This window comes from Nitriliruptor alkaliphilus DSM 45188, from assembly GCF_000969705.1.
In the GTDB taxonomy this organism is placed as follows: domain Bacteria; phylum Actinomycetota; class Nitriliruptoria; order Nitriliruptorales; family Nitriliruptoraceae; genus Nitriliruptor; species Nitriliruptor alkaliphilus.
Window position 1 is genome coordinate 3,296,365 of record NZ_KQ033901.1, and the last position, 20,017, is coordinate 3,316,381.

General features: G+C 72.2%; 22 protein-coding genes. 3 read left to right on the top strand and 19 right to left on the bottom strand.

Annotation, left to right across the window (positions count from 1 at the left end):
* Positions 1 to 6: 6 nt before the first annotated feature.
* The 17 genes from NITAL_RS15320 to mbhE all read right to left on the bottom strand — a co-directional run bounded on the left by NITAL_RS15320 (position 7) and on the right by mbhE (position 14,441).
* Positions 7 to 849, bottom strand: a complete 843-nt coding sequence (locus NITAL_RS15320) for a hypothetical protein (RefSeq protein ID WP_169786857.1) — start codon at positions 847 to 849, stop codon at positions 7 to 9.
* 51 nt (positions 850 to 900) lie between these two features.
* Complete coding sequence (locus NITAL_RS15325) at positions 901 to 2,373, bottom strand: monovalent cation/H+ antiporter subunit D family protein (protein ID WP_052667115.1); 1,473 nt, start codon at positions 2,371 to 2,373, stop codon at positions 901 to 903.
* Complete coding sequence (locus NITAL_RS15330) at positions 2,374 to 2,802, bottom strand: cation:proton antiporter subunit C (protein ID WP_211262440.1); 429 nt, start codon at positions 2,800 to 2,802, stop codon at positions 2,374 to 2,376. It lies immediately after the preceding gene.
* Positions 2,799 to 3,236, bottom strand: coding sequence for an MnhB domain-containing protein (locus NITAL_RS15335; protein WP_052667116.1), 438 nt, complete (start codon positions 3,234 to 3,236; stop codon positions 2,799 to 2,801). The genes NITAL_RS15330 and NITAL_RS15335 overlap by 4 nt, the downstream gene beginning before the upstream one ends.
* Complete coding sequence (locus NITAL_RS15340) at positions 3,233 to 3,874, bottom strand: DUF4040 domain-containing protein (RefSeq protein WP_052667117.1); 642 nt, start codon at positions 3,872 to 3,874, stop codon at positions 3,233 to 3,235. The genes NITAL_RS15335 and NITAL_RS15340 overlap by 4 nt, the downstream gene beginning before the upstream one ends.
* Positions 3,871 to 4,230, bottom strand: a complete 360-nt coding sequence (gene mnhG / locus NITAL_RS15345) for a monovalent cation/H(+) antiporter subunit G (RefSeq protein ID WP_052667118.1) — start codon at positions 4,228 to 4,230, stop codon at positions 3,871 to 3,873. Before mnhG (NITAL_RS15345) ends, NITAL_RS15340 begins: the two co-directional genes overlap by 4 nt.
* Positions 4,227 to 4,547, bottom strand: coding sequence for an MrpF/PhaF family protein (locus NITAL_RS15350; RefSeq protein ID WP_052667119.1), 321 nt, complete (start codon positions 4,545 to 4,547; stop codon positions 4,227 to 4,229). Before NITAL_RS15350 ends, mnhG (NITAL_RS15345) begins: the two co-directional genes overlap by 4 nt.
* Positions 4,544 to 5,149, bottom strand: a complete 606-nt coding sequence (locus tag NITAL_RS15355) for a Na+/H+ antiporter subunit E (protein WP_052667120.1) — start codon at positions 5,147 to 5,149, stop codon at positions 4,544 to 4,546. The genes NITAL_RS15350 and NITAL_RS15355 overlap by 4 nt, the downstream gene beginning before the upstream one ends.
* Positions 5,146 to 6,885 carry a Na(+)/H(+) antiporter subunit D gene (locus NITAL_RS15360; RefSeq protein WP_052667121.1) on the bottom strand — a complete coding sequence of 580 codons (1,740 nt, stop codon included), beginning with the start codon at positions 6,883 to 6,885 and terminating at the stop codon, positions 5,146 to 5,148. The genes NITAL_RS15355 and NITAL_RS15360 overlap by 4 nt, the downstream gene beginning before the upstream one ends.
* Complete coding sequence (locus NITAL_RS15365) at positions 6,878 to 7,105, bottom strand: hypothetical protein (RefSeq protein ID WP_052667122.1); 228 nt, start codon at positions 7,103 to 7,105, stop codon at positions 6,878 to 6,880. Before NITAL_RS15365 ends, NITAL_RS15360 begins: the two co-directional genes overlap by 8 nt.
* Entirely contained in the window at positions 7,102 to 8,595 is a 1,494-nt protein-coding gene (locus NITAL_RS15370; protein ID WP_052667123.1) for a complex I subunit 5 family protein, read from the bottom strand. Before NITAL_RS15370 ends, NITAL_RS15365 begins: the two co-directional genes overlap by 4 nt.
* A gap of 134 nt (positions 8,596 to 8,729) precedes the next feature.
* Positions 8,730 to 9,104: a monovalent cation/H(+) antiporter subunit G gene (mnhG, locus tag NITAL_RS15375; protein ID WP_052667124.1), complete on the bottom strand. Its 375-nt coding sequence runs from the start codon at positions 9,102 to 9,104 to the stop codon at positions 8,730 to 8,732.
* Entirely contained in the window at positions 9,101 to 9,358 is a 258-nt protein-coding gene (locus NITAL_RS15380; protein WP_052667125.1) for an MrpF/PhaF family protein, read from the bottom strand. Before NITAL_RS15380 ends, mnhG (NITAL_RS15375) begins: the two co-directional genes overlap by 4 nt.
* Positions 9,355 to 9,690, bottom strand: a complete 336-nt coding sequence (locus NITAL_RS15385; RefSeq protein ID WP_052667126.1) for a Na+/H+ antiporter subunit E — start codon at positions 9,688 to 9,690, stop codon at positions 9,355 to 9,357. Before NITAL_RS15385 ends, NITAL_RS15380 begins: the two co-directional genes overlap by 4 nt.
* A 1-nt stretch (position 9,691) precedes the next feature.
* The gene (locus tag NITAL_RS15390) at positions 9,692 to 11,236 is read right to left on the bottom strand and encodes a complex I subunit 5 family protein (RefSeq protein WP_052667127.1); all 1,545 of its coding nucleotides are present in this window, start codon (positions 11,234 to 11,236) and stop codon (positions 9,692 to 9,694) included.
* Positions 11,233 to 11,592 (bottom strand): sodium:proton antiporter, encoded by a 360-nt coding sequence (locus NITAL_RS15395; protein WP_083441627.1) that lies wholly within the window; start codon positions 11,590 to 11,592, stop codon positions 11,233 to 11,235. Before NITAL_RS15395 ends, NITAL_RS15390 begins: the two co-directional genes overlap by 4 nt.
* The gene (mbhE, locus tag NITAL_RS15400; RefSeq protein WP_052667128.1) at positions 11,589 to 14,441 is read right to left on the bottom strand and encodes a hydrogen gas-evolving membrane-bound hydrogenase subunit E; all 2,853 of its coding nucleotides are present in this window, start codon (positions 14,439 to 14,441) and stop codon (positions 11,589 to 11,591) included. The genes NITAL_RS15395 and mbhE overlap by 4 nt, the downstream gene beginning before the upstream one ends.
* Before the next feature lie 274 nt (positions 14,442 to 14,715).
* Here mbhE and NITAL_RS15405 point away from each other — a divergent pair, with 274 nt between their 5' ends.
* The 3 genes from NITAL_RS15405 to NITAL_RS28585 all read left to right on the top strand — a co-directional run bounded on the left by NITAL_RS15405 (position 14,716) and on the right by NITAL_RS28585 (position 16,105).
* Positions 14,716 to 15,432, top strand: coding sequence for an SDR family oxidoreductase (locus tag NITAL_RS15405; RefSeq protein ID WP_245617742.1), 717 nt, complete (start codon positions 14,716 to 14,718; stop codon positions 15,430 to 15,432).
* Between the two features lie 122 nt (positions 15,433 to 15,554).
* Entirely contained in the window at positions 15,555 to 15,908 is a 354-nt protein-coding gene (locus tag NITAL_RS28580) for a hemerythrin domain-containing protein (RefSeq protein WP_211262441.1), read from the top strand.
* Entirely contained in the window at positions 15,905 to 16,105 is a 201-nt protein-coding gene (locus tag NITAL_RS28585; protein ID WP_211262442.1) for a hypothetical protein, read from the top strand. The genes NITAL_RS28580 and NITAL_RS28585 overlap by 4 nt, the downstream gene beginning before the upstream one ends.
* 106 nt (positions 16,106 to 16,211) lie before the next feature.
* Here the strand turns inward: NITAL_RS28585 and acs are convergent, their stop codons facing one another.
* Together acs and exaC are read right to left on the bottom strand one after the other, a co-directional pair.
* Positions 16,212 to 18,170, bottom strand: a complete 1,959-nt coding sequence (gene acs, locus NITAL_RS15415) for an acetate--CoA ligase (protein ID WP_052667130.1) — start codon at positions 18,168 to 18,170, stop codon at positions 16,212 to 16,214.
* A 252-nt stretch (positions 18,171 to 18,422) separates the two neighbouring features.
* On the bottom strand, positions 18,423 to 19,943 hold the full coding sequence (gene exaC, locus NITAL_RS15420) for an acetaldehyde dehydrogenase ExaC (RefSeq protein WP_052667131.1): 1,521 nt from the start codon (positions 19,941 to 19,943) through the stop codon (positions 18,423 to 18,425).
* Positions 19,944 to 20,017 lie beyond the last annotated feature (74 nt).

The following is a 20,017-nucleotide window of genomic DNA, read 5'->3' on the forward strand; positions in this document are numbered from 1 at the left end:
GGCATCTCAGCCGATGCGGAAGGTGCGTTCGCTGGCGACGCTGCCGTCCTCGAGCTCGAACCGGCAGGTGTGCTCACCCGCAGGCAGCGGGTCGCCGGCCGACCCGCCGAACAACGCGGCGTCCACCGCACCGTTCGCGGTCGCGATGGGCAGCTCACCCGGGTCGATGGCCAGGGTCGCGGGCTCGGGGTCGTGCCCGCGGTCGAGGGTGGTGCTGTAGGTCAGCTGCAGGGGTTGCCCGCCCGGGCGGACCCCGGTGGTGCAGGCGACCGCGGCGGTGTCGGCGGGGAGTCGGTCGGCGTCGGTGCTGCACGCGAGCACACCGGGCGACAGCTCCAGCGCGTCCTCGCGGTCGCACACCCGGTGGTCCCAGAAGACCTCGCTCGGCCCGTCGACCGAGAGGGTCGCCTGCGTGAGCTCACCCCCGAGGTCGAACCGGCAGCGGTACTCGCCCTCAGGGACGGGCACGCCGAGGGCGAAGCGCAGGGCCACCGGTTCACCGTCGCGATCGGTGAGGTCGGCCGCGGGCACGTCCACGCGCAGCAGTGGCTGGTCGTCGAGCGTGATGCTGCCGACCAGCGCGCCGGGCGATGCGGCGGCCCCGAGGACGGCGGTGCCCGAACAGACGAGCCCGGTGCCCGGCGGATCACCGGGATCACCGACACAGGCCTCACCGTCGATGACGCACAGCGTCGGGTCGGCGACGGTGGGCCCCGTGGAGGAGGCGCCCTCGTCCCCCGTCGCGTCGTCGGTGACGGGGTCCGCCGGCTCGGCATCGTCCCCCGTGCAGGAGACGAGCCCCGCCGCGAGCACGGCGACGAGCAGCGACGTCGCAACACGCTGGCGCACGGTCAGGGTCCATCCGGTCCGGTGGACCAGCACGCTAGTGCCTCCCGGTGATCAACCGAGGAGACCCTCGGCCACGGGGCGCAGGACCTGGCGCACGATCACCGCGTTGCCGAGTCCGACGGCGATGACCCCCGCGGCGAGGACGCCGACGGTCACCACGATGCGCGGCTCCGGCTCGACGGCCTCGGCGACCACCGCCTCCTGCGGCGGCAGGACGAAGATGCGCTCGAACAGGCGCAGGAAGTAGATCGCGGTCAGCAGGCTCGAACCGACCACGATCGTGGCCAGGATCCAGTCCCCGGTCTCGACGGTGGCGGACACGAGGTAGAACTTCGAGAAGAAGCCGGCCGTCGGTGGGATGCCGACCATGGACAGGGCCGCGATCGCGAACCCGGTCATGACCAGCGGCATGCGCTTGCCGAGCCCGGCGAACCGCGCGATCTCCTTCAAGCCGGTGCGCTGCAGGATCCCACCGGCGACCAGGAACAGCCCGGCCTTCATCAGCGCGTGGTTGAGCACGTGCAGCAGGGCACCGACGAGGGCGAGGGGCGTGGCCAGCCCGATGCCGAGCCCGATGTACCCGAGCTGAGCGACCGTCGAGTACGCCAGCATGCGTTTGACGTCGGTCTGCTGGATGGCGAGGACCGAACCGACGACGATCCCGGCGGCGCCGAACCAGGTGAGCGCGATGTCGACCGGGACACCGTCACCGGCGTAGGCCGGGCCGTAGACGTCGAACAGGATGCGGATCAGCGCGTACGCACCGGCCTTGACCTGCACGGCAGCGAGCAGGGCCGCCACGCCCGGCGGCGAGTAGCTGTGGGCGTCGGGCAACCACACGTGCAGCGGGAACAGCGCCATCTTCAACGCCAGGCCGAGGACGATCAGGCCCATCGAGCCGAGGATGGCCGGATCGGCGGCCAGGTCGGGCAGCTGGGCGGCCACATCGGCCATGTTCAGCGTGCCGGTCGAGAAGTACAGGAAGCCGACGCCGAGCAGGTACAGGCCGCTGCCGACCGTGCCGAGCAGCAGGTAGCGGAAGCTGGCGAACACGGCCCGATCGCCGCCGAGCGAGATCAGGGCGTAGGTCGAGATGGCGTAGATCTCGAGGAACACGAACAGGTGGAACAGGTCGCCGCTGAGCATCACCCCGACCAGCCCGGTCAGCAGCAGCAGGGCGAGCGGGTAGAGCGGCACCCCGCGGCCGGGCTCGAGGTCGAACGCCGCCTTCGTCGGGTAGAGCACGACCATCGTGCCGATGAGCGCGACCAGGGCGACCATGTAGGCCGACAACGGATCGAGGACGTACTCGATCCCGAACGGTGGCGGCCAGCCGCCGAGCTCGTGGGTGAGCGTCCCGTCACGGGTGACGGTCACCAGCGCGATCAGCGCGAGGACGAGCGTGCTGGCCGTGGCGACGACGGCCACGACCTGTGCGGCCACGGGGCGCCACAACCCGGCGAGCACGGCGAGGACCGAGCCGAACAGCAGCGGGAGGAGCAGGAGGATCGGTAGCTGCGACACTCAGGCACCCCGCCCGTCGGTGGCGGCGACGTCGTCGGCGCCGGTCCCGAGCGGGCGGCCACGACCGGACAGGCGCTCGGCGATCACCGCCTCGTCGAAGGTCCCGTGCGTGCGGTGGATGCGTACGAGCAGCGCCAGGCCGACGCCGAGGACCCCGACACCGACGACGATCGCGGTCAGGATGAGCAGGTGGGGGAGCGGGTCGACGTAGAGCGCCGGGTCGGTGCCGAGCTCGGGGTCGATGATGGGGGCGGTCGCGCCGGTGGCGAGGCTGCCGTGGATGAAGAACAGGTAGATCGCCGTGGTGAAGATCACCAGCCCGACCAGCTTCTTGGCCAGGTTGCCGAGGGCGAACATCCCGAACAGGCCGATGGCGAGCAGGGCGAAGACGAACCAGTAGACGTACCGGTCGAGCAGGAGGTCGATCACGTCCGCACCCTCCGGGTCAGCACGTCGAAGATCATCAGCAGGGCGCCGAACACGGCGAGGCCGACCGCGATCTCGACCACGAGGATCCCGAAGTAGCGCACGCGGCTGGTGGCCATCCCGGCGATCTCGAGCGCGCCGTAGTCCAGGAACGCGCCGCCCGCCAGCAGCGGTGCGGCGCCGACGAGCAGGAACAGCAGCATCCCGATGCCACCGGCCAGGGGCCCGATGCTCTGCGGCACGAGGCGGTAGGCGACCTCCTCCTCCAGGGTCAGCCGTGGCAGGATGGCGCCCATGGCGACGAACACGCCGCCCGCGAACCCGCCCCCGGGCCCGTAGTGGCCGTGGATGATGACGTAGACCCCGAACATCGCGATGAACGGGCTGAGCACCGCGCACGTGACGCGGACGACCTCGCTCGGGTAGGCGCCGATCATCGTCGACCCTCCGGTCGGTCCGGGCCGGGCTCGGCCACCCCCGAGGTGCGGCGACGGATCTCGGGATCGTCCTGCGTCGAGGTCTCCTGCCCGGGGTCGGTCTCGGGGCGGTCGGGTCGGCGCGCGAGGATGAGCGCGGTGGCGAGCGCGGCCGTCAGGATCACCAGGGTCTCGCCCAGGGTGTCCTGGGAGCGGTAGTCGGCGAGCAGCGAGGTCACCACGTTCGGGGTCTGCGTCTGCTCGAGGGACCGCTCGAGGTACTCGGTCGACACGCCACGCTGGGCGGGAGCATCGGGGGCGCCGCGATCGGGGAGCCCGGTCGATGCGTAGACGACCAGGCCGAGGAAGCCGGCGATGAACGGGAGCACCAGCAACCGTCGGCCACGGTCGGACCGTTCGGCGGCGTCGTTGGTGGTCACCAGGATCGCGGCGATGAACAGCACGCCGGTCAGCCCGGCGCCGAGGGCACCCTCGACCAGCCCCACGTCGACGGCCCCCATCGCGGTGAACAGCAGCGCAGCGAAGAGGCTGTAGGCGGCGAGCAGCACGACCGCGGTCAGCAGGTCGCGGGCGCGCAGCGCCAGGACGGCGGTGACCACCAGGACCACGAGCAGCAGCAGGTCGAGGGGGACGATCACGTGGGCTCCTCGCCGTCGTCTGCCTCGGTGGGGCTCCGGTCGGGCGGGCCGCTGAGGGGAGCGGCGCGCCACGAACCCACACCCTCCCGCCGCGCTGCGCGGACCAGCGCGTGGACAGCGGTGGGGTTGGCGATGATGGAGAACACCAGGATCGCGGCCAGCCGCACGGCGCCGGGTGCGTCCAGCTCGGGGCGCAGGAACAACCCGGCGAAGACGAGCATGAGCCCGAGCGTCTCGGACTTCGCGACCGCGTGCGCCCGGGTGTAGACCTCGGGCAGGCGGGCGAGACCGACGGTGCTGACCACCAGGAACAGCATGCCCGCCAGCATCAGCACGGTCGACGCGGCGATCATCATCGGTCCACCTCCTCACCCGGTGCGTCCCCCGGTGACGGGTGATCGCGGACCTCGCGGGGTTCGGGCCGCTCGAAGTAGCGGCTGATGGCGATCGGCAGCACGAACGCGAGCAGCGCGTAGGCCAGCGCGATGTCGAGGTAGAAGGCGGGCCGCTCGAACAGGAAGCCGAGCAGGACCAGGACGATCACGCCGTTGACCGTCAGCAGGGCGACGGCGATGAGACGGTCGAACACCGTCGGGCCGACCCAGACACGGTGCAGCCCGACGAGGATGAGGACCGCGACCACCAGGGTGAAGCCGAGCAGGAAGGGACTCACGACGGGTCCTCCTCGTGGTACGGGCGCTCGGGGTGGGCGGCGTCCGCCTCGGCCAGCACGTACCCGCCGAGGGTGTGCCCGGCGTCCCACAGCAGCTCGGGTGGCGTCTGCGGACCATCGCCGAACACGGCGGCGATGCGGTTCTGCAGCGCCGCCGTCGCGATGTCCTCGACCGCGTCCGGCGTGAACGAGTGGACCGTCAGCTCGTCGCCGATGATCTCGATCGTCATCGTTCCGGGCACCAGGGTGATGGCGTTGGCCAGGACCGTCCGTGCTGCCGGGCTGGTCAGATCGGTCCGGAACCTCACGATCCCGGGCTCGGGCGGCAGGCGGGGGTCGAGCACGATCCGCGCGAGCTGCACGGCGGAGACGAACATCCGCCCGAGCAGCCACACCGTGAACGGCACCGCGGGCAGCAGCCGCACCCGCGGGTGGGTCGCTGCAGGGCCGATGGTGCGCTCCAGCAGCGGGGCGGCCGCCAGGGTGATGATGGCGGCCGCGATCGCGCCGCTGGCGATCAGGTGCGGATCGAAACGCGCGGACAGCAGCAGCCAGAACGCCATCAGGAGGGAGAACAGCAGCAGGAGACGGAGGGTCCTCACACGCGTACCACCAGGCTGAGGCCGAGCAGCAGCACACCCGATCCGAGGATGACCGTCCCGAGCAACCACGTGGCCGCGACCGGCGGCGGGGCGCCCGGCGGCCGCTCCGCGGCACGCTCCAGCATGAGTGCACGGGCGCGGACCAGCAGGCCCGCCGGTGCGGGTTCGTCGGCCACCGGCCCCTCCACGGGGGCCCTGCGCGTGAGCCGTGGCAACCGGGCTTCCACCATCCGACGCGGGAGGCGACGGTAGAACCAGTCGGCGTCGAGGCTGATCATCGCCTTGGCGCCGAGACGGTCGAGCAGCAACCAGGACGCCAGCGCCGTGAACAGCAGGATCTGTGACGTCTCGACGACCTTGCCGAGGGTGTAGACGTCGTAGGTGACCTCGAAGGGCATCAGCTGGTAGAGCAGCGCCGGCCGGACCCCGATGGCGAGGTTCAGCGCGGCGCTGATCGCCATGGCCACGTACATCGACGGCGGGACCGGCCCGACGCGGAACGGCTGGCCGGCATCGGTACGCGGTCCGGGTCCCTGCGGCCCGAACCACGTGCCGTACGGCAGCTTCAGGCCGGTGTGCAGGAAGGTCCCCACCGACGCCACCTTGAGCAGCACGACCGCGGCGCCGAAGCCCGCGGCGCTGGCCCCCTGGACGGCGAGCTCCTTGGAGACGAAGCCGCTGAAGAGCGGGAAGCTCGAGATCGAGACCGCGCCGACCATGTACAGCGCGAGCACGGGACGCATCCGGTTCGCGATGCCGCCGAGCTCGGTCATCTTCGAGCGGCCCGTCGCGTGGATCACCGCCCCGACGCCCATCAGCAGCAGCCCCTTGTAGAGGATGTGGGCGAACGCGTGGGCCGTGGCCCCGTTGATCGCGAGCTCGGTGCCGATACCGACGGCGGCCACCATGTACCCGACCTGGCTGATGATGTGGTAGCCGAGCAGCCGACGGACGTCGTTCTCGAGGACGGCGTAGACCACCCCGTAGAGCGCCATCACGACGCCGACCCAGATCAGCACCTCCCACCCGGCGAAACCGCGGGCGAGCGCGTAGACGGCCGCCTTGGTGGTGTACGCCGACAGGAAGACCGTCCCGGCGATCGACGCCTCGGGGTAGGCGTCGGGCAGCCAGGCGTGCAGCGGTGGGATGGCCGCCGACAGGGCGCAGGCCAGCAGGATCAGGACCGTCGCGGGCGAGGGTGCGAACGACTCGAAGGCCAACGACCCGGTCTCGGCGAGGTGCCACAGCACACCGGCCAGCAGGAGCTTGCCGCCGAGCACGTGCACGAACAGGTAGCGCATCCCCGCGCGACCGCTGTTCCCGCCACGGCGCTGCAGGACCAGGAAGGTGCTGGCGATCGCCTTGATCTCCCAGGCGACGAAGAAGGTCAGCAGGTCGCCGGCGAAGACCACGGCCATGGCCGCGCCGGCGTAGGTGAGCGCCGACGTCCGTTCGCGGGGGGACTGGGTGCGCAGGCCGTAGGTGCCGGCGATGCCCGCCGCGATCGCGAAGATGACCCCGAACGCGCGGGCCAGCCGATCGGCGCGCAGGACCTCGACGTCGAAGTCGAGCCACGTGCCGGTGACCGAGGTGCCGGGTTCGAGCAGGCTCAACTGCACGAGGGCCACCAGGGGCGCCACGACCACGACCACACGACCGGCCCGGGCGGGCAGGACGAGGCACAGCAGCGCGGCGGCGAGCAGCGGCAGGGCCGGGTGCAGGAGGAGGTCAGCCACGGAGGTCCTCCTGCTCGTCGGTGGGAGCCTCGCCGGGGTAGTACTCCTCGCCCCGCTGCAGGAAGCGGTCGCCGAGCCACTTCGAGCCGATGATGATCACCGTGCAACCGCCCAGGCCGAGCAGCGCGGGGTAGCCGGGGAACAGCGAGTAGCCCGTGGCGAGGTCCACGAGGATGCCGACGACGAGCGCGGCGAGCGTCACACGCAGCGGCAGGCTCACGGCGCCACCTCCGCGACGGACGCCCCGACCGTGCTCGCGAGGTCGTACACCCCGAAGAGGTCACCGAGCCCGAGGAGCAGACCGAGCCCCGCCGTGATCGACAGCGGCACCACCATCAGACGCGAGGCGTCGCGCGGACGGTCGGGGACGGTCTCCGGGACGACGGGGCCGCGGAAGAAGGCGCGGTACACGACCGGGAAGAGGTAGGCGGCCGTGAACAGTCCGCCGAACGCCATGACCGCGGCGGCGAGGTACTGCTCGGCCTCGTACGCGCCGAGCACCAGGTACCACTTGCTGAGGAACCCGCCCATCGGTGGCAGCCCCGCGAGCCCGAGGCTGGCGACCGCGAAGGCGGCCATGGTGAACGGCATCCGGCGTCCGACGCCGTCGAGCTCGCTGACGTGGTCGAGGTGCAGGTGCACGTGCAGCGCGCCGGCGCAGAAGAACAGCGTGATCTTGAGGACCCCGTGGTTGACGATGTGGAGCAGCGACCCCTCGAAGGTGGTCGGCGCCAGCAACGCGAACCCGAGCACGATGTAGGCCAGGTGAGCGATGGTGGAGTAGGCCAGGCGGCGCTTGAGGTGGTCCTGGCGGAGCGCGACGATCGACGCGATCACGATGGTGGCCCCCGCGACCACGGCGAGGAGGGTGGTCACCGCCAGGCCGTCGAGCACGTCCGGTCCGAAGACGAACCCGATCAGCCGACCGAAGGCGAACACGCCACCCTTGACGACCGCGACCGCGTGCAGGAGGGCTGAGACCGGCGTCGGCGCGACCATCGCCGCGGGCAGCCAGCGGTGCAGCGGCATCAGGCCCGCTTTGGTGCCGAAGCCGACCGCGAGGAGCAGGAAGGTGACCGACGTCAGCACCGGCCCCAGCGCATCGCCCACGAACCCGCCGGCCACGAAGGTCACGTCGCCCACCAGGACGGTGAGGATCGCGAGGCCGAACAGCACCAGGACCCCGCCACCGAGGAGGTAGGCGAGGTAACGCCGGCCGGCGGCGATCGCCGCGTCGTTGCCGTTGTGGGTGACGAGCGGGTAGGTCGAGACCGTCAGCAGCTCGTAGGCGATGAAGAAGGTGAACAGGTCGCCGGCGAACGCGACGCCGAACGCGGTGGCCAGGCACAGGGCGTAGAAGGCGTAGAACCGGGTGCGGTGCTGGGCGTCGTCACCACGCATGTACCCGACGGCGTAGCTCGAGGCCAGGACCCACAGCAGGGCCGCCAGACCGGCGAAGACGATGCCCATGCCGTCGGCGCGGAGCGAGAGCGACAGTCCCGGGATCAGTTCCCAAAGCTCGGTGGTCGGCGTCCGCCCGGCGCGGACGGCGACCGCGAGGCTGGCCACGACGCCGAAGGTCGCCAGCGCCCCGAGACCGAGCAGGAGCTCGGCCGCCCGCGGGCTCCGCCGAGCCACCACGATCAGGACCGCAGTCAGGCAGGGCAGAGCGACCGCCAGGAGCGGCAGCGGGGAAGCGTCGGGAGCCATCGGCCTCGTTCGGGTCGGTGGTCGGTTCGCGGCGCGGGGGGAGCGGGTCGGGGGACGTGGCTACGCGGACCCCCGTGGGAGGTTTCGTGCGACGCCCGCCGGGTGGACCGGGTGCCGCACGTGGCGACGAGCGGTCAGCGCGTGGTGCCCCGCTCGTCGCCGGAACGGGGCGGTGGGACCCCGCCGTCGCCGTCAGCGAGATCATCGATGGCCAGGAACCGCGTCAGCTCCTCGGGGGAGGCACGGTAGGCCGCCCGTCCGAGGACGTGACCGGCGACCGGTGCGGTGATGAACTGCACGACGATGGCGAGTCCGAGCTTGAGGTAGGCGTCACGGGTCCCGAGGGCGACCGCGGTGCCGGCGAGGATAGACGCTAGCCCGAGGCCCGCCGCTTTGGTGGCTGCGTTCGTCCGGGCGAGGACGTCGGGCAACCGCAGGACGGCGACGCCGCCGAGCACGACGAGGCTGACCCCCATCAGGATCAGGCCGTTGGCGATGACGGTGCTCACTCGCCCTCCCTCCCGACGAGCGCCGCGAGGGCGATCGTCGCCAGGAACCCGAGGAGGGTCGCGATCAGGACCACGTCCTCGAACTGTTCCGCGCCCGTGCGGAGGACGGTGAGGGCGACGGCGGCGACGACGGTGAACAGGCACAGGTCGGTGGCCACGGCGCGATCGGCGACGCTCGGTCCGAGGATGACGCGGACCATCCCGAGCGCGAACCCGACGCCGAGGGCCACGAGGGCGATGTCGAGGACGATCATCGCATCGCTCCGAGCAGCGCACGTTCGAAGGCGCCGATCTGGCGGGCGAACGCCTCGCGGTCCTCGGCGTAGAGGGTGTGGACGTAGAGGTGGTGCCCGTCGGGGTCGACCTCGAGCGTCAGCGTGCCCGGGGTCATCGAGATGGCGTTGGCCACCAGCCAGATCTCGGCCGACGTCCGCGCGCCGGTGTCCACCCGGATGATGCCCGCCGTCGACGGCAGCCCCGGCGTCCCGACGTCCCAGGCCAGGCGGAAGTTGGCGAGCAGCAGTTCGGCGAGGAAGTACGCCAGCGCGTACACGATGCGCCAGGGCTTGAGCAGCCACCGCTTCACGTCAGGCCTCCCGCACGGCGTCGAGGTACGGCTGGGGGTCGGCCAGGGTCTCCGCGGCGGGCTGCACGAGGTCCACCAGCGGGCCGGCGAGCACACCGAGGGCGAGCACCAGCGCGCCGACCAGGAGCGCGGGGGCGGCGAGCGCGATCGTGCGGGGGGTGCGGACCCCACGCGGGACCGCGGGGTCGTCGCCGCCCGCGCCACCGGCGGGGATGGCCATCCCGAACGCGGCGAGGCCTGGCTCGCGGGTGACCTCGGTGGTGCGCTCGCCCCAGAAGACGCCGTTCCAGATCTTGAGCATCGACAGGAGGGTGGCGAAGCTGACGGCCACGGCGATGCCGCCGGCCCAGAGCAGGCGCTCGTCGAAGGCCGCGGTCACGAGGAGGAACTTGCCGACGAACCCGGAGGTCGGCGGGATGCCCGCGAGGCTCAGCGCCGGCAACAGGAACCCGATGGCGAGCGCGGGACGTGTGCGCAGCATCCCGCCCAGGCGGGCGAGCTGGCCGGTGCCCGTCAGCGTCTCGATCGCCGCTGCGGACAGGAACAACGATCCCTTCACCGCCAGGTACTGCAGGAGGTAGACCAGGCCCGCGGTGTAGCCCGCGACCGTCCCGATGCCGATGGGCAGCACCAGGTAGCCCACCTGGCTGACCATGTGGAACGACAGGATGCCGCGCACGTCGCCGCGGCCGACGGCCCCGAGCACGCCGATCACCATCGTCACCACGGCGGCGACGAGGACCGCCTGACGGAACCCCTCGATGCCCGCGAAGACGGTGCTGTCCAGGCGGAGCAGGACGTAGACGCCGGCCTTGGTGAGCAGCGCGGAGAACAGGGCGGTGGTCGCCGGCCCGGCCACCGGGTAGACCCGCGGCAACCAGCTGTGGACGGGGACGAGGCTGGCCTTGATGGCGACGGCCACGGCGACGAGCGTCGCACCGATGACGGCGCCCGGCACGTCCGCGACGACGCCGTGGAGCGCGGCCAGCTCGACCGTGCCGGCCGCGCCGTACAGCAGCGCGATCCCGATCAGCAGCAGCGCGGAGGCGAGCAGGTTGACGGTCACGTAGACGGTGCTGGCGCGGACCTCCCTCGTGCCGCCGCGGAGCGCGAGCAGCACGTAGGAGGCGATGAGCATCACCTCGAAGGTGACGAAGAGGTTGAACAGGTCGCCGGTCGTGAACGAGCCGAGGACCCCGGCGAGCAGCACCGCCACGAGCGGGTGGAACAGCGGGTGGTGGTCCTCACCTCGGGCGGCGGCGGTCACCAGGCACAGCAGGCTGACCATCGACGCGGCTGCGACCAGCAGGGCGGCGGTCCCGTCGGCCACGAAGGGGATGGCCAGACCACCGGGCCAGCCACCGACGCGCGTCGCGTGGACGGTGCCGCCGGAGGTCGCGGCGACGAGGCTGATCCCGACCGCGACGAGGCCCGTCACGCCGCTGAACGAGATCGCCCGCTGGACGGTGGGGTAGCGGCGCACGAGGAGGAGGACCGCGGCCAACGTCAGGGGCAGCGCCAGCGGGGCGACGAGGAGCGCGCTCACGGCCTGTCCCCTGGGGTGTGTGGGTCGGCCAGCGAGCCGGTCATGTCCGGCGCCTCGACGTCGTCGTGGCCGAGGGTGTCGCGTCCGCGGTAGGCGAGCGTGAGCAGGAAGGCGGTGACCCCGAACGAGATCACGATGGCGGTCAGGGCGAAGGCCTGCGGCAACGGATCACCGGAGGTCCCTCCCGCGCCGACGAAGGCGAGACCACGCCGCCCGACGCCACCTGCCGCGAGCAGGGCGGTGGTGGCGGCGTGCCCGAGCAGCACGAACCCGAGGGTGATGCGCACGATGCCCCGCTGCAGCACCAGGTAGGTGCCGGCGGCGGCGAGGATCCCGACGATCAGTGCCGCGGTCACGCGCCACCCCCCGCGGTCGTGGACGGCACCTTCTCGACGGAGGCGAGGTCGGTCGGACGGTCGTCGTCGCCCGGCAGCTCGTGGGGGCCGACACCCTGGCCGAGGTGGCGGATGATCGCGGCCACCAGCCCGACCACGACGATGTAGACGCCGATGTCGAACACCAACGAGGCGGCCACGTAGTCGACGATCGGTACGGGGATCTTGCCCCCGGCGAGGAACGACCCGGTGACCGCGAGCCCGGCGAGCCCGTACCCGGCGGCGATGAACACGCCGATCCCCATCGTCGGCACCGTCCGGGTCGTGCGGCGGTGCCACACCTCGGCGTGGCCGTGGCTGAAGTAGTGCAGGACGACCGCCGAACCGGCGACCAGACCCCCGATGAAGCCGCCGCCGACCGCATCGTGGCCGCGCACGAGCAGCCACAGGGACGCGATGATCATCGCGGGGCTGAGCAGGTGGCTCGCGGTGGCCAGGATCGGGCTGCCGATCATGCCCGGACCGCCGAAGCGGGCATCGCCGAGCGCGGGTTCGGACTCGGCGGCGTCGGTGAGGTCGCGCGGCGCGGGCACCGCGTCGCGTGGCACGAGGCGGACGAGGGCGAGGATGCCGAGGGCGGCGACGGCCAGCACGACCACCTCGCCGAGGGTGTCCAGGGCGCGGAAGTCGACCAGGATGGTGTTGACGACGTTCGCGCCGCCGGTGAGGCCCTCGCCCTCGGCCAGCAGCCGCTGACCGACCTCGGACAGCTCGCGGCGTCCCGTCGCCAGGTACGTGGCGATGGTGACGCCGGTACCCACCAGGAGGGCCGCGACCACCGCCACGCCCCGGCGGCGGTCACCCGCGTCCGGGAACCGTCCCGGGAGGCGACGGAAGACCAGGACGACGAGGGCGACGGTGAGCGTCTCGATCAGCAGCTGGGTCAGGGCGAGGTCGGGCGCGCCGAGGAGGACGAACCACACCGCCACCGTGAAGCCGGTGAGGCCGAGCGCGGCGATGGCGGCGAGCCGGCCGCGGGCGGCGACCGCCGTGCCGGCCGAGCCGAGCAGCAGCACGATCACGACGGCGTCCCCCGGCAGCGATGGCGCCGGCGGGCCGAGCAGGGTGCGGTCGAGACCCGCGGTGACGATCCCGACGGTGACCAGCGCGACGGCCAGGATCGGCAGCAGGTAGGCGGCGGGCGAGTCCGGGACCGCGCTCCGGCCGATCCGGCCGCCGAGGGCGAGCAGGCCGTCGTAGGAGCGGTCGAACACGTCCTCGCCTCGGGGCAGCCGTCGCCGGGTGAGCGTGGCGATGACCCGGTCACGGCGCAGGAAGAGCGTGGTCCCGACCAGGACCACCAGCCCCGAGAGGCCGAGGGGCAGGGTGAACCCGTGCCAGAGCGCGAGGTGGAGGTGCGGGTCGGTGGCCGTCGCGTCCCGAGCGACCGCGTTGACGGTGGTGTCCAGCACCGGGACCAGCAGACCGAGCGCCAGCCCCGCAGCGCCGGTCAGGAAGGCGGGGAGGGCGAACCCGATCGGTGCGCGGTGGGCTTCGGTCCGGACCGGGCCTTCGAAGGTGCCGAAGTAGTAGCGCGCGCTGTAGGCGAAGGTGCCGAAGCTGGCGAGCACGGCGAGGGTCACCCCGACCGGCCCGACCCACGCGAGGTCGGTGCCGGCGATCAGGGCGTGGAAGGCCTCCTCCTTGGCCACGAACCCGACGAGCGGCAGCAGTCCCGCCATCGAGATCGCGGCGAGGGCGCCGGCCACTGCGGTGAGCGGCAGGGTGCGCCGCAGCCCACCGAGCTGCGCCAGCGACCGGGTGCCGGTCTCGTGGTCGACGATGCCGACCGTCATGAACAGGGTCGCCTTGTAGAGCGCGTGCGAGAGGGTGTAGAGCGCGGCGACGCCGACGGCCAACGGGGTCCCGACACCGAGGACCAGCACGATCATCCCGAGTTGGCTCACGGTCGAGAACGCGAGCAGCCCCTTGAGGTCGTCCTGCGTGACGGCGACGAAGGCCGCGTAGACGGCGGTGACCCCGCCGAGCACCACCAGCGTCGGCGTCCACATCGGCACCTCGCTGAGGATGCCGGTGGTGCGGAACAGCAGGTAGATGCCGGCCTTGACCATGGTCGCGGCGTGCAGGTAGGTGCTCACCGGGGTGGGGGCGACCATGGCACCCGGGAGCCAGAAGTGGAACGGGACCTGGGCCGACTTGGTCGCGACCGCCACCAGCAGCAGGACCACGATCAGGGGTGCCAGCGGGGAGGCGACCACCGCCGCCGGGTCCGCCGCGAGGGCGCTGAGGGAGGTGGTCCCACCGACGACCCCGAGGAGGATCGCGCCGGCGAAGAGGGCCAGCCCACCGATCGAGGTCACCAGGAGGGCCCGGGTGGCACCAGCCTTGCCCTCGCCGAGCCCCCCGATCAGGAAGAAGCTCGAGATGCTGGTCAGCTCCCAGAACACGAACAGCACGATGGCGTCATCGGCGAGCACCAACCCCAGCATCGCGCCGGCGAAGAAGGTCAGCAGCGCCAGGTAGCGCGAGGCCTTCGCGCCTTGCTCACGGCCGAAGTAGCGGGCGGCGTACGCGAGCACGACCGCGCCGATCCCGAGCACGATCACCGCGAACAGCAGCCCGAGCGCGTCCATTCGCAGCGAGAACGCCACGTCCGCCTGGGGGATCCAGCGCAGCTCGGAGGTGACGGGCTCGCCGTCGAGGACCGCCGGCGCCTGCGATGCGAGCCAGACCGCGATGCCGGTCAGGCCCAGGGCGCCGAGGTAGCCGGCGTCACGACCGAGCAGCCGGACCAGCAGCGGGGTGACCGCCGCCAACGCGAGGACGGCGAACACCGCCGCGATCAGCATCACCGCGCACCTGGCGGGGGCGTGGTGACGGCCGGCGGGGTCGGACGCACGGGACGGCTACCTCGGGGACGGGCCGGCCAGATGGCCGTGCCGGGGGGCGGTGGGGGAGAGCCGGGGGGCGGTGGGGGAGAGCCGGGGGGTGGTGGGGAGCGCCGGGGGGCGGTGGGGAGCGCCGGGGGGGGCGGCGCAGTATGGCCGACCCGGCCCGTCGGCCGGAACCGCCGCAGGGGTAGCGTTGCGTTCGGCCTCGGTGCAGGAGCGTGACGTGGGTGCGATGGACGGTCGGCGGGTGCTGGTGACCGGGGCGTCATCGGGGATCGGCGCGGCCGTGGCGCGTGCCGTCGCCGACGCGGGGGGACAGGTCGCGCTGCTGGCCCGGCGCGCGGACGTGCTCGAGGGCCTCGCTGCGGAGCTCGACGGGGTGGCTCTCCCCGCGGACGTGACCGACCTGGCGGCCGTCACCTCGGCGACCGAGCACGCAGCGGAGGAGTTCGGCGGGCTCGACGGCCTCGTCACCGCCGCCGGCCTCGCCCGCCCCGGCGGGATCCTCGACGCCGACCCGGGGGACTGGCGCACCATGCTGGAGGTGAACGTCCTCGGCACCCTCCACGCCGTCCGGGCGGCCCTGCCACACCTGACCGCCGCCGACCACGCCGACGTGGTGACCGTCTCGTCGATGTCGGGTCGACGCCTCGGATCCCCCGAGCTCGGGGTGTACGCGGCGTCCAAGGCCGCGGTGCACATGCTCACCGAGGGCCTGCGACGCGAGCTGGCTCCCGACGGCGTGCGCACCACCGTGGTCGCGCCCGGGTTCGTGGACACCCCGTTGTTCGAGGGCCAGCGCCACCCGACCGCCGCCCGGCTGGGCGAGGTGACGGCGACCCAGGGCCTGCCCGCCTCCGACGTGGCGGACCGGATCGTCGAGGTCCTGGCCGCGCCTCCGCACGTGGTCACCGTCGAGCTCGCCCTCCTGTCCATCGACCAGGGCTGAGGGGTCGGGGCGGGCGACGGTTGACCGGTCGAGCGGGGCGGCACGGCCCATCCGTCCCGTGCTGCCGGTAGGAACCCGTGGAGACGGTCGCCGCCGGCGGCCCGAGAGCCATGGAGGCACCTGTGAGTCGGACCCCGACCGGCGCGGACGCCGTCGACGGCGAGGACGTGGTCGAACTCATCCTCGCCGACCACCGCGAGTTCGAACGTCTCCTGCGCGAGCTGCGCAACCGCGCGACGGACCGGTCGGCGGTGCTGGCCGACCTCGCCGATCTGCTCGTGGCCCACGCGGAGGCCGAGGAGCGCGAGGTCTACCCGACCCTGAAGCGCAAGGCCCCCGAGGAGGCCGAGGAGATCGAGCACGGGGCCGAGGAGCACGCCGAGGGCCACGAGGCGCTGCTCGCTCTGCAGCGGATCGACGCGGCCGACGACGACGCGTTCGAGGCGGCGCGCTCGAGGAGCTGTCCGAGGCGTTGACCCACCACCTCGACGAGGAGGAGCGGGACGTGCTCAACGCCGCGCGCGAGAACGTCCCCGACGTGCAGCGCGCCGAGCTCGGCCGCGCCTTCCGGCGTGTGCGGGGTGAGCTGCTCGCGGGGTCGCCTGGCGACGTGCGCAACGTCGCGCGGCTGGTCGCCGAGGCCGAGGAGGAGGGTCTGCTCGACGACGGCTGACGGCCCACCGGCCGCTGGTCCCACCTCAGCGCCAGCGGGCCCCGCGGGCCCGCGGGCCCGCGGGCCGACCATCGCCGGCCCGCCGGGCGTCAGCGAACCGGGGTGGTCAGCCGTCGCCGCCGCCGTCCGACAGGTAGCGACCCTTGATGCTGTCGACCACGGAGGCGTCGGCGAGGGTGGTGGTGTCGCCGAGCTGCTTGTCCTCGGCGATGTCCTTGAGCAGGCGCCGCATGATCTTGCCGGAGCGGGTCTTGGGCAGGTCGGCGGTGAACAGCAGGGACGCGGGCTTGGCGATGGGCGAGATCACCTTGGCGACGTGATCGCGCAGCTCCTTGGCGAGGGCGTCGTCCCCGTCGATGCCGCCGCGGGGGGTGACGAAGGCGGCGATGGCCTGACCGGTCTGGCTGTCGGCGCGTCCGACGACCGCGGCTTCGGCGACGGAGGGGTGGCTGACCAGCGCGGACTCGACCTCGGTGGTCGAGATGCGGTGGCCGGAGATGTTCATCACGTCGTCGACGCGGCCGAGGAGCCAGAAGTAGCCGTCGTCGTCGCGCTTGGCGCCATCGCCGGCGAAGTAGCGGCCCGGGAAGCGCGACCAGTAGGTGTCCTCGTAGCGCTTCGCGTCACCCCAGATGCCACGCAGCATCGACGGCCAGGGCTGGTCGAGGGTGAGGTAGCCGCCGCCGGGGATGCCGACGGACTCGCCCTTCTCGTCCACGACGTCGGCCGAGATCCCCGGGAGCGGGAAGGTCGCCGACCCGGGCTTGGTGGTGGTGGCGCCCGGGAGCGGACTGATCATGATGGCGCCGGTCTCGGTCTGCCACCAGGTGTCGACCACGGGGCAGCGGTCCCCGCCGATGACCTTGCGGTACCACATCCACGCTTCGGGGTTGATCGGCTCGCCGACGGTGCCGAGGAGGCGCAGGCTCGACAGGTCGTGCCCCTCGGGGTGGTGGTCACCCCACTTCATGAACGCGCGGATGGCGGTCGGGGCGGTGTAGAGCTGGGTCACCCCGTACCGCTCGATGATGTCCCAGAACCGGTCCTCGGCGGGGAAGTTCGGGGTGCCCTCGTACAGCACCGACGTGGCGCGGTTGGCGAGCGGGCCGTAGACGATGTAGCTGTGGCCCGTGACCCAGCCGATGTCGGCCGCGCACCAGTACACGTCGCTGTCGGGCCGCAGGTCGAACACCTCGCGGTGGGTGAAGGCCACCTGGGTCAGGTACCCACCGGTGGTGTGCATGATGCCCTTGGGCTTCCCGGTGGTCCCCGAGGTGTACAGCAGGTAGAGCAGATCCTCGCTGTCCATCGACTCGGGTTCGCACTCGGCCGCCTGGCCGGGCACGAGGTCGTGCCACCACACGTCACGGCCGTCCTGCATCGCGACGTCGTTCTCGGTGCGCCTGACCACGAGTGCCTTGGTGATCGACGGCGTGTCCTGGAGCGCCTCGTCGACGTGTTCCTTCAGCGGGAACACGCTGCCACGACGCCACGAGCCATCGGCGGTGACCACGACCTTGCAGTCCGAGTCGTTGATGCGGTCGCGCAGCGCCTGGGCGGAGAACCCGGCGAACACCACCGAGTGCACCGCGCCGATGCGCGCGCACGCCAGCATGGTGACCGGCAGCTCGGGGATCATCGGCAGGTAGACCGCCACCCGGTCGCCGCGCTCGACGCCGAGCTCCTTGAGCGCGTTCGCTGCACGCTGCACGTCCTCGAGCAGCTGGGCGTAGGTGATGGTCCGGGTGTCGCCCGGCTCGCCCTCCCAGTGGTAGGCGATCTGGTCACCGTGACCGGCGGCCACGTGCCGGTCGACGCAGTTGTGGCTGACGTTGAGCTTGCCGCCGACGAACCACTTCGCGTACGGCGCCTGCCAGTCGAGGATGGTGTCCCACTCCTCGAACCACTCGAGCTCGGCGGCCTGCCGCGCCCAGAAGCCCTCGCGGTCGGTGTTCGCCTCGTCGTAGATCTCGGCGCCGGTCGTCCGGGCCTCCGCCTTGAACTCGCCCGGCGGCGGGAAGGTGCGCGCCTCGTCGAGCAGGCCCTCGATCGCGTCCGATGCCACGGTGCTCCCTTCGTCCTGTGTCGCCGCAGGCTGGACCCCGCGGCGCCGTTGGTCGTCTCGCTCCCGGCCCTCGACGGTAGTGCGCCGGGAGCCGACGTGGCCCTGGTCACCCGGTGACCGGGGCCGGTGACCCGCCAGCCGGGTCCCTGCGCCCGCCAGCCGGGTCCAGCCGGCTGCCGACCGGCGGGGCCGAGCCACGACCGGCGGCGGGTGGGCCGGCCTCGTCCACGCGGGCCGACCCACCGGGGTGGGTCAGAAGAACCCGAGGGCGTCCGGGCTGTAGGACACCAGCAGGTTCTTGGTCTGCTGGTACTGGTCCAGCATCATCAGGTGGTTCTCGCGGCCGATGCCCGACCCCTTGTACCCACCGAACGCGGCGTGGGCCGGGTACTGGTGGTAGCAGTTGGTCCACACGCGGCCGGCGTGGATACCGCGCCCCAGCCGGAAGGCGGTCGCACCGTCCCGGGTCCACACGCCGGCACCCAAGCCGTAGAGAGTGTCGTTGGCCAGCTCGAGCGCGTGCTCGGCATCACGGAAGCTGGTGAGCGCGAGGACCGGCCCGAAGATCTCCTCCTGGAAGATCCGCATCCGGTTGTCGCCCTCGAAGACGGTCGGTTCCACGTAGTACCCGCCGGTGCGACCCTCGACCTGCCGCTGCGAGCCGCCCGTGAGGAGGCTCGCCCCTTCCTGGCGGCCGATCTCGAGGTAGCCCAGCACCTTGTCCAGCTGCTCGGAGGACGCTTGGGCGCCGAGCATCGTGGCATCGTCGAGCGGGTCGCCCACCACGATGCGCTCCACGCGGGCGATCGCCCGCTCCACGAAGGCGTCGTAGATGCGCTCGTGCACCAGCGCCCGCGAGGGGCACGTGCACACCTCGCCCTGGTTGAGGGCGAACATCGTGAAGCCCTCCAACGCCTTGTCGAGGAAGGCGTCGTCGGCGTCCATGACGTCGGGCATGAAGATGTTGGGGCTCTTGCCGCCGAGTTCGAGGGTGGCCGGGATGAGGTTCTCGGCGGCGTACCCGGCGATGAGGCGGCCCGTGCCGGTCTCACCGGTGAAGGCGACCTTGGCGATGCGCGGCGAGGACGCGAGCGGCTTGCCGGCCTCCAGGCCGTAGCCGTTGACGACGTTGATCACGCCCGGTGGGACCAGATCCGCGATGAGTTCGATCAGCATGAGGATGGTCGCAGGGGTCTGCTCGGCTGGCTTGAGGACGACGCAGTTGCCGGCGGCCAGCGCCGGTGCCAGCTTCCAGGTCGCCATCAGCAGCGGGAAGTTCCACGGGATGATCTGACCGACGACGCCGAGCGGCTCGTGGAACTGGTAGCTGACGGTGTCGGCGTCGAGCTGCCCGATCGAACCCTCCTGGCCTCGGATGACCCCGGCGAAGTACCGCCAGTGATCGACGGCGAGGGGGAGGTCGGCGGCCTTGGTCTCGCGGACCGGCTTGCCGTTCTCCCAGGTCTCGGCGACCGCGAGTCGCTCGAGGTGCTCCTCGATGCGGTCGGCGATGCGGTGCAGGATCAGGGACCGCTCCGCGACGGGCGTCGTGCCCCAGGCCGGGGCCGCGGCGTGGGCGGCGTCGAGCGCGAGCTCGACGTCCTCCGCCGTCGACCGCGCCACCTCGCACATCGGCTGGCCGTCGACGGGGGAGATGTCGTCGAAGTAGCGCCCCTGGACGGGCGGTACCCACTCGCCGCCGATGAAGTTGTCGTAGCGCTTCTCGAACTCGGTGATCGAACCGGGGGTACCCGGGGTCTGGTACGTCGCCATCGTCTGCTCCCGTTCGTGGCGTCCACGGGCCGCGGCTGTCGTCCCCTGTGGGGCACAGCTCCCGTTCACACGAC

Bases quoted from the DNA above. Each gene is read 5' to 3' on its own strand.
- NITAL_RS15335 (WP_052667116.1), bottom strand. From the start codon at position 3,236: ATGATCGGCGCCTACCCGAGCGAGGTCGTCCGCGTCACGTGCGCGGTG.
- mnhG (WP_052667118.1), bottom strand. From the start codon at position 4,230: ATGATGATCGCCGCGTCGACCGTGCTGATGCTGGCGGGCATGCTGTTC.
- NITAL_RS15370 (WP_052667123.1), bottom strand. From the start codon at position 8,595: ATGGCTCCCGACGCTTCCCCGCTGCCGCTCCTGGCGGTCGCTCTGCCC.
- NITAL_RS15380 (WP_052667125.1), bottom strand. From the start codon at position 9,358: ATGATCGTCCTCGACATCGCCCTCGTGGCCCTCGGCGTCGGGTTCGCG.
- mbhE (WP_052667128.1), bottom strand. From the start codon at position 14,441: ATGCTGATCGCGGCGGTGTTCGCCGTCCTCGCGTTGGCGGCGGTCACC.
- NITAL_RS15405 (WP_245617742.1), top strand. From the start codon at position 14,716: ATGGACGGTCGGCGGGTGCTGGTGACCGGGGCGTCATCGGGGATCGGC.
- exaC (WP_052667131.1), bottom strand. From the start codon at position 19,943: ATGGCGACGTACCAGACCCCGGGTACCCCCGGTTCGATCACCGAGTTC.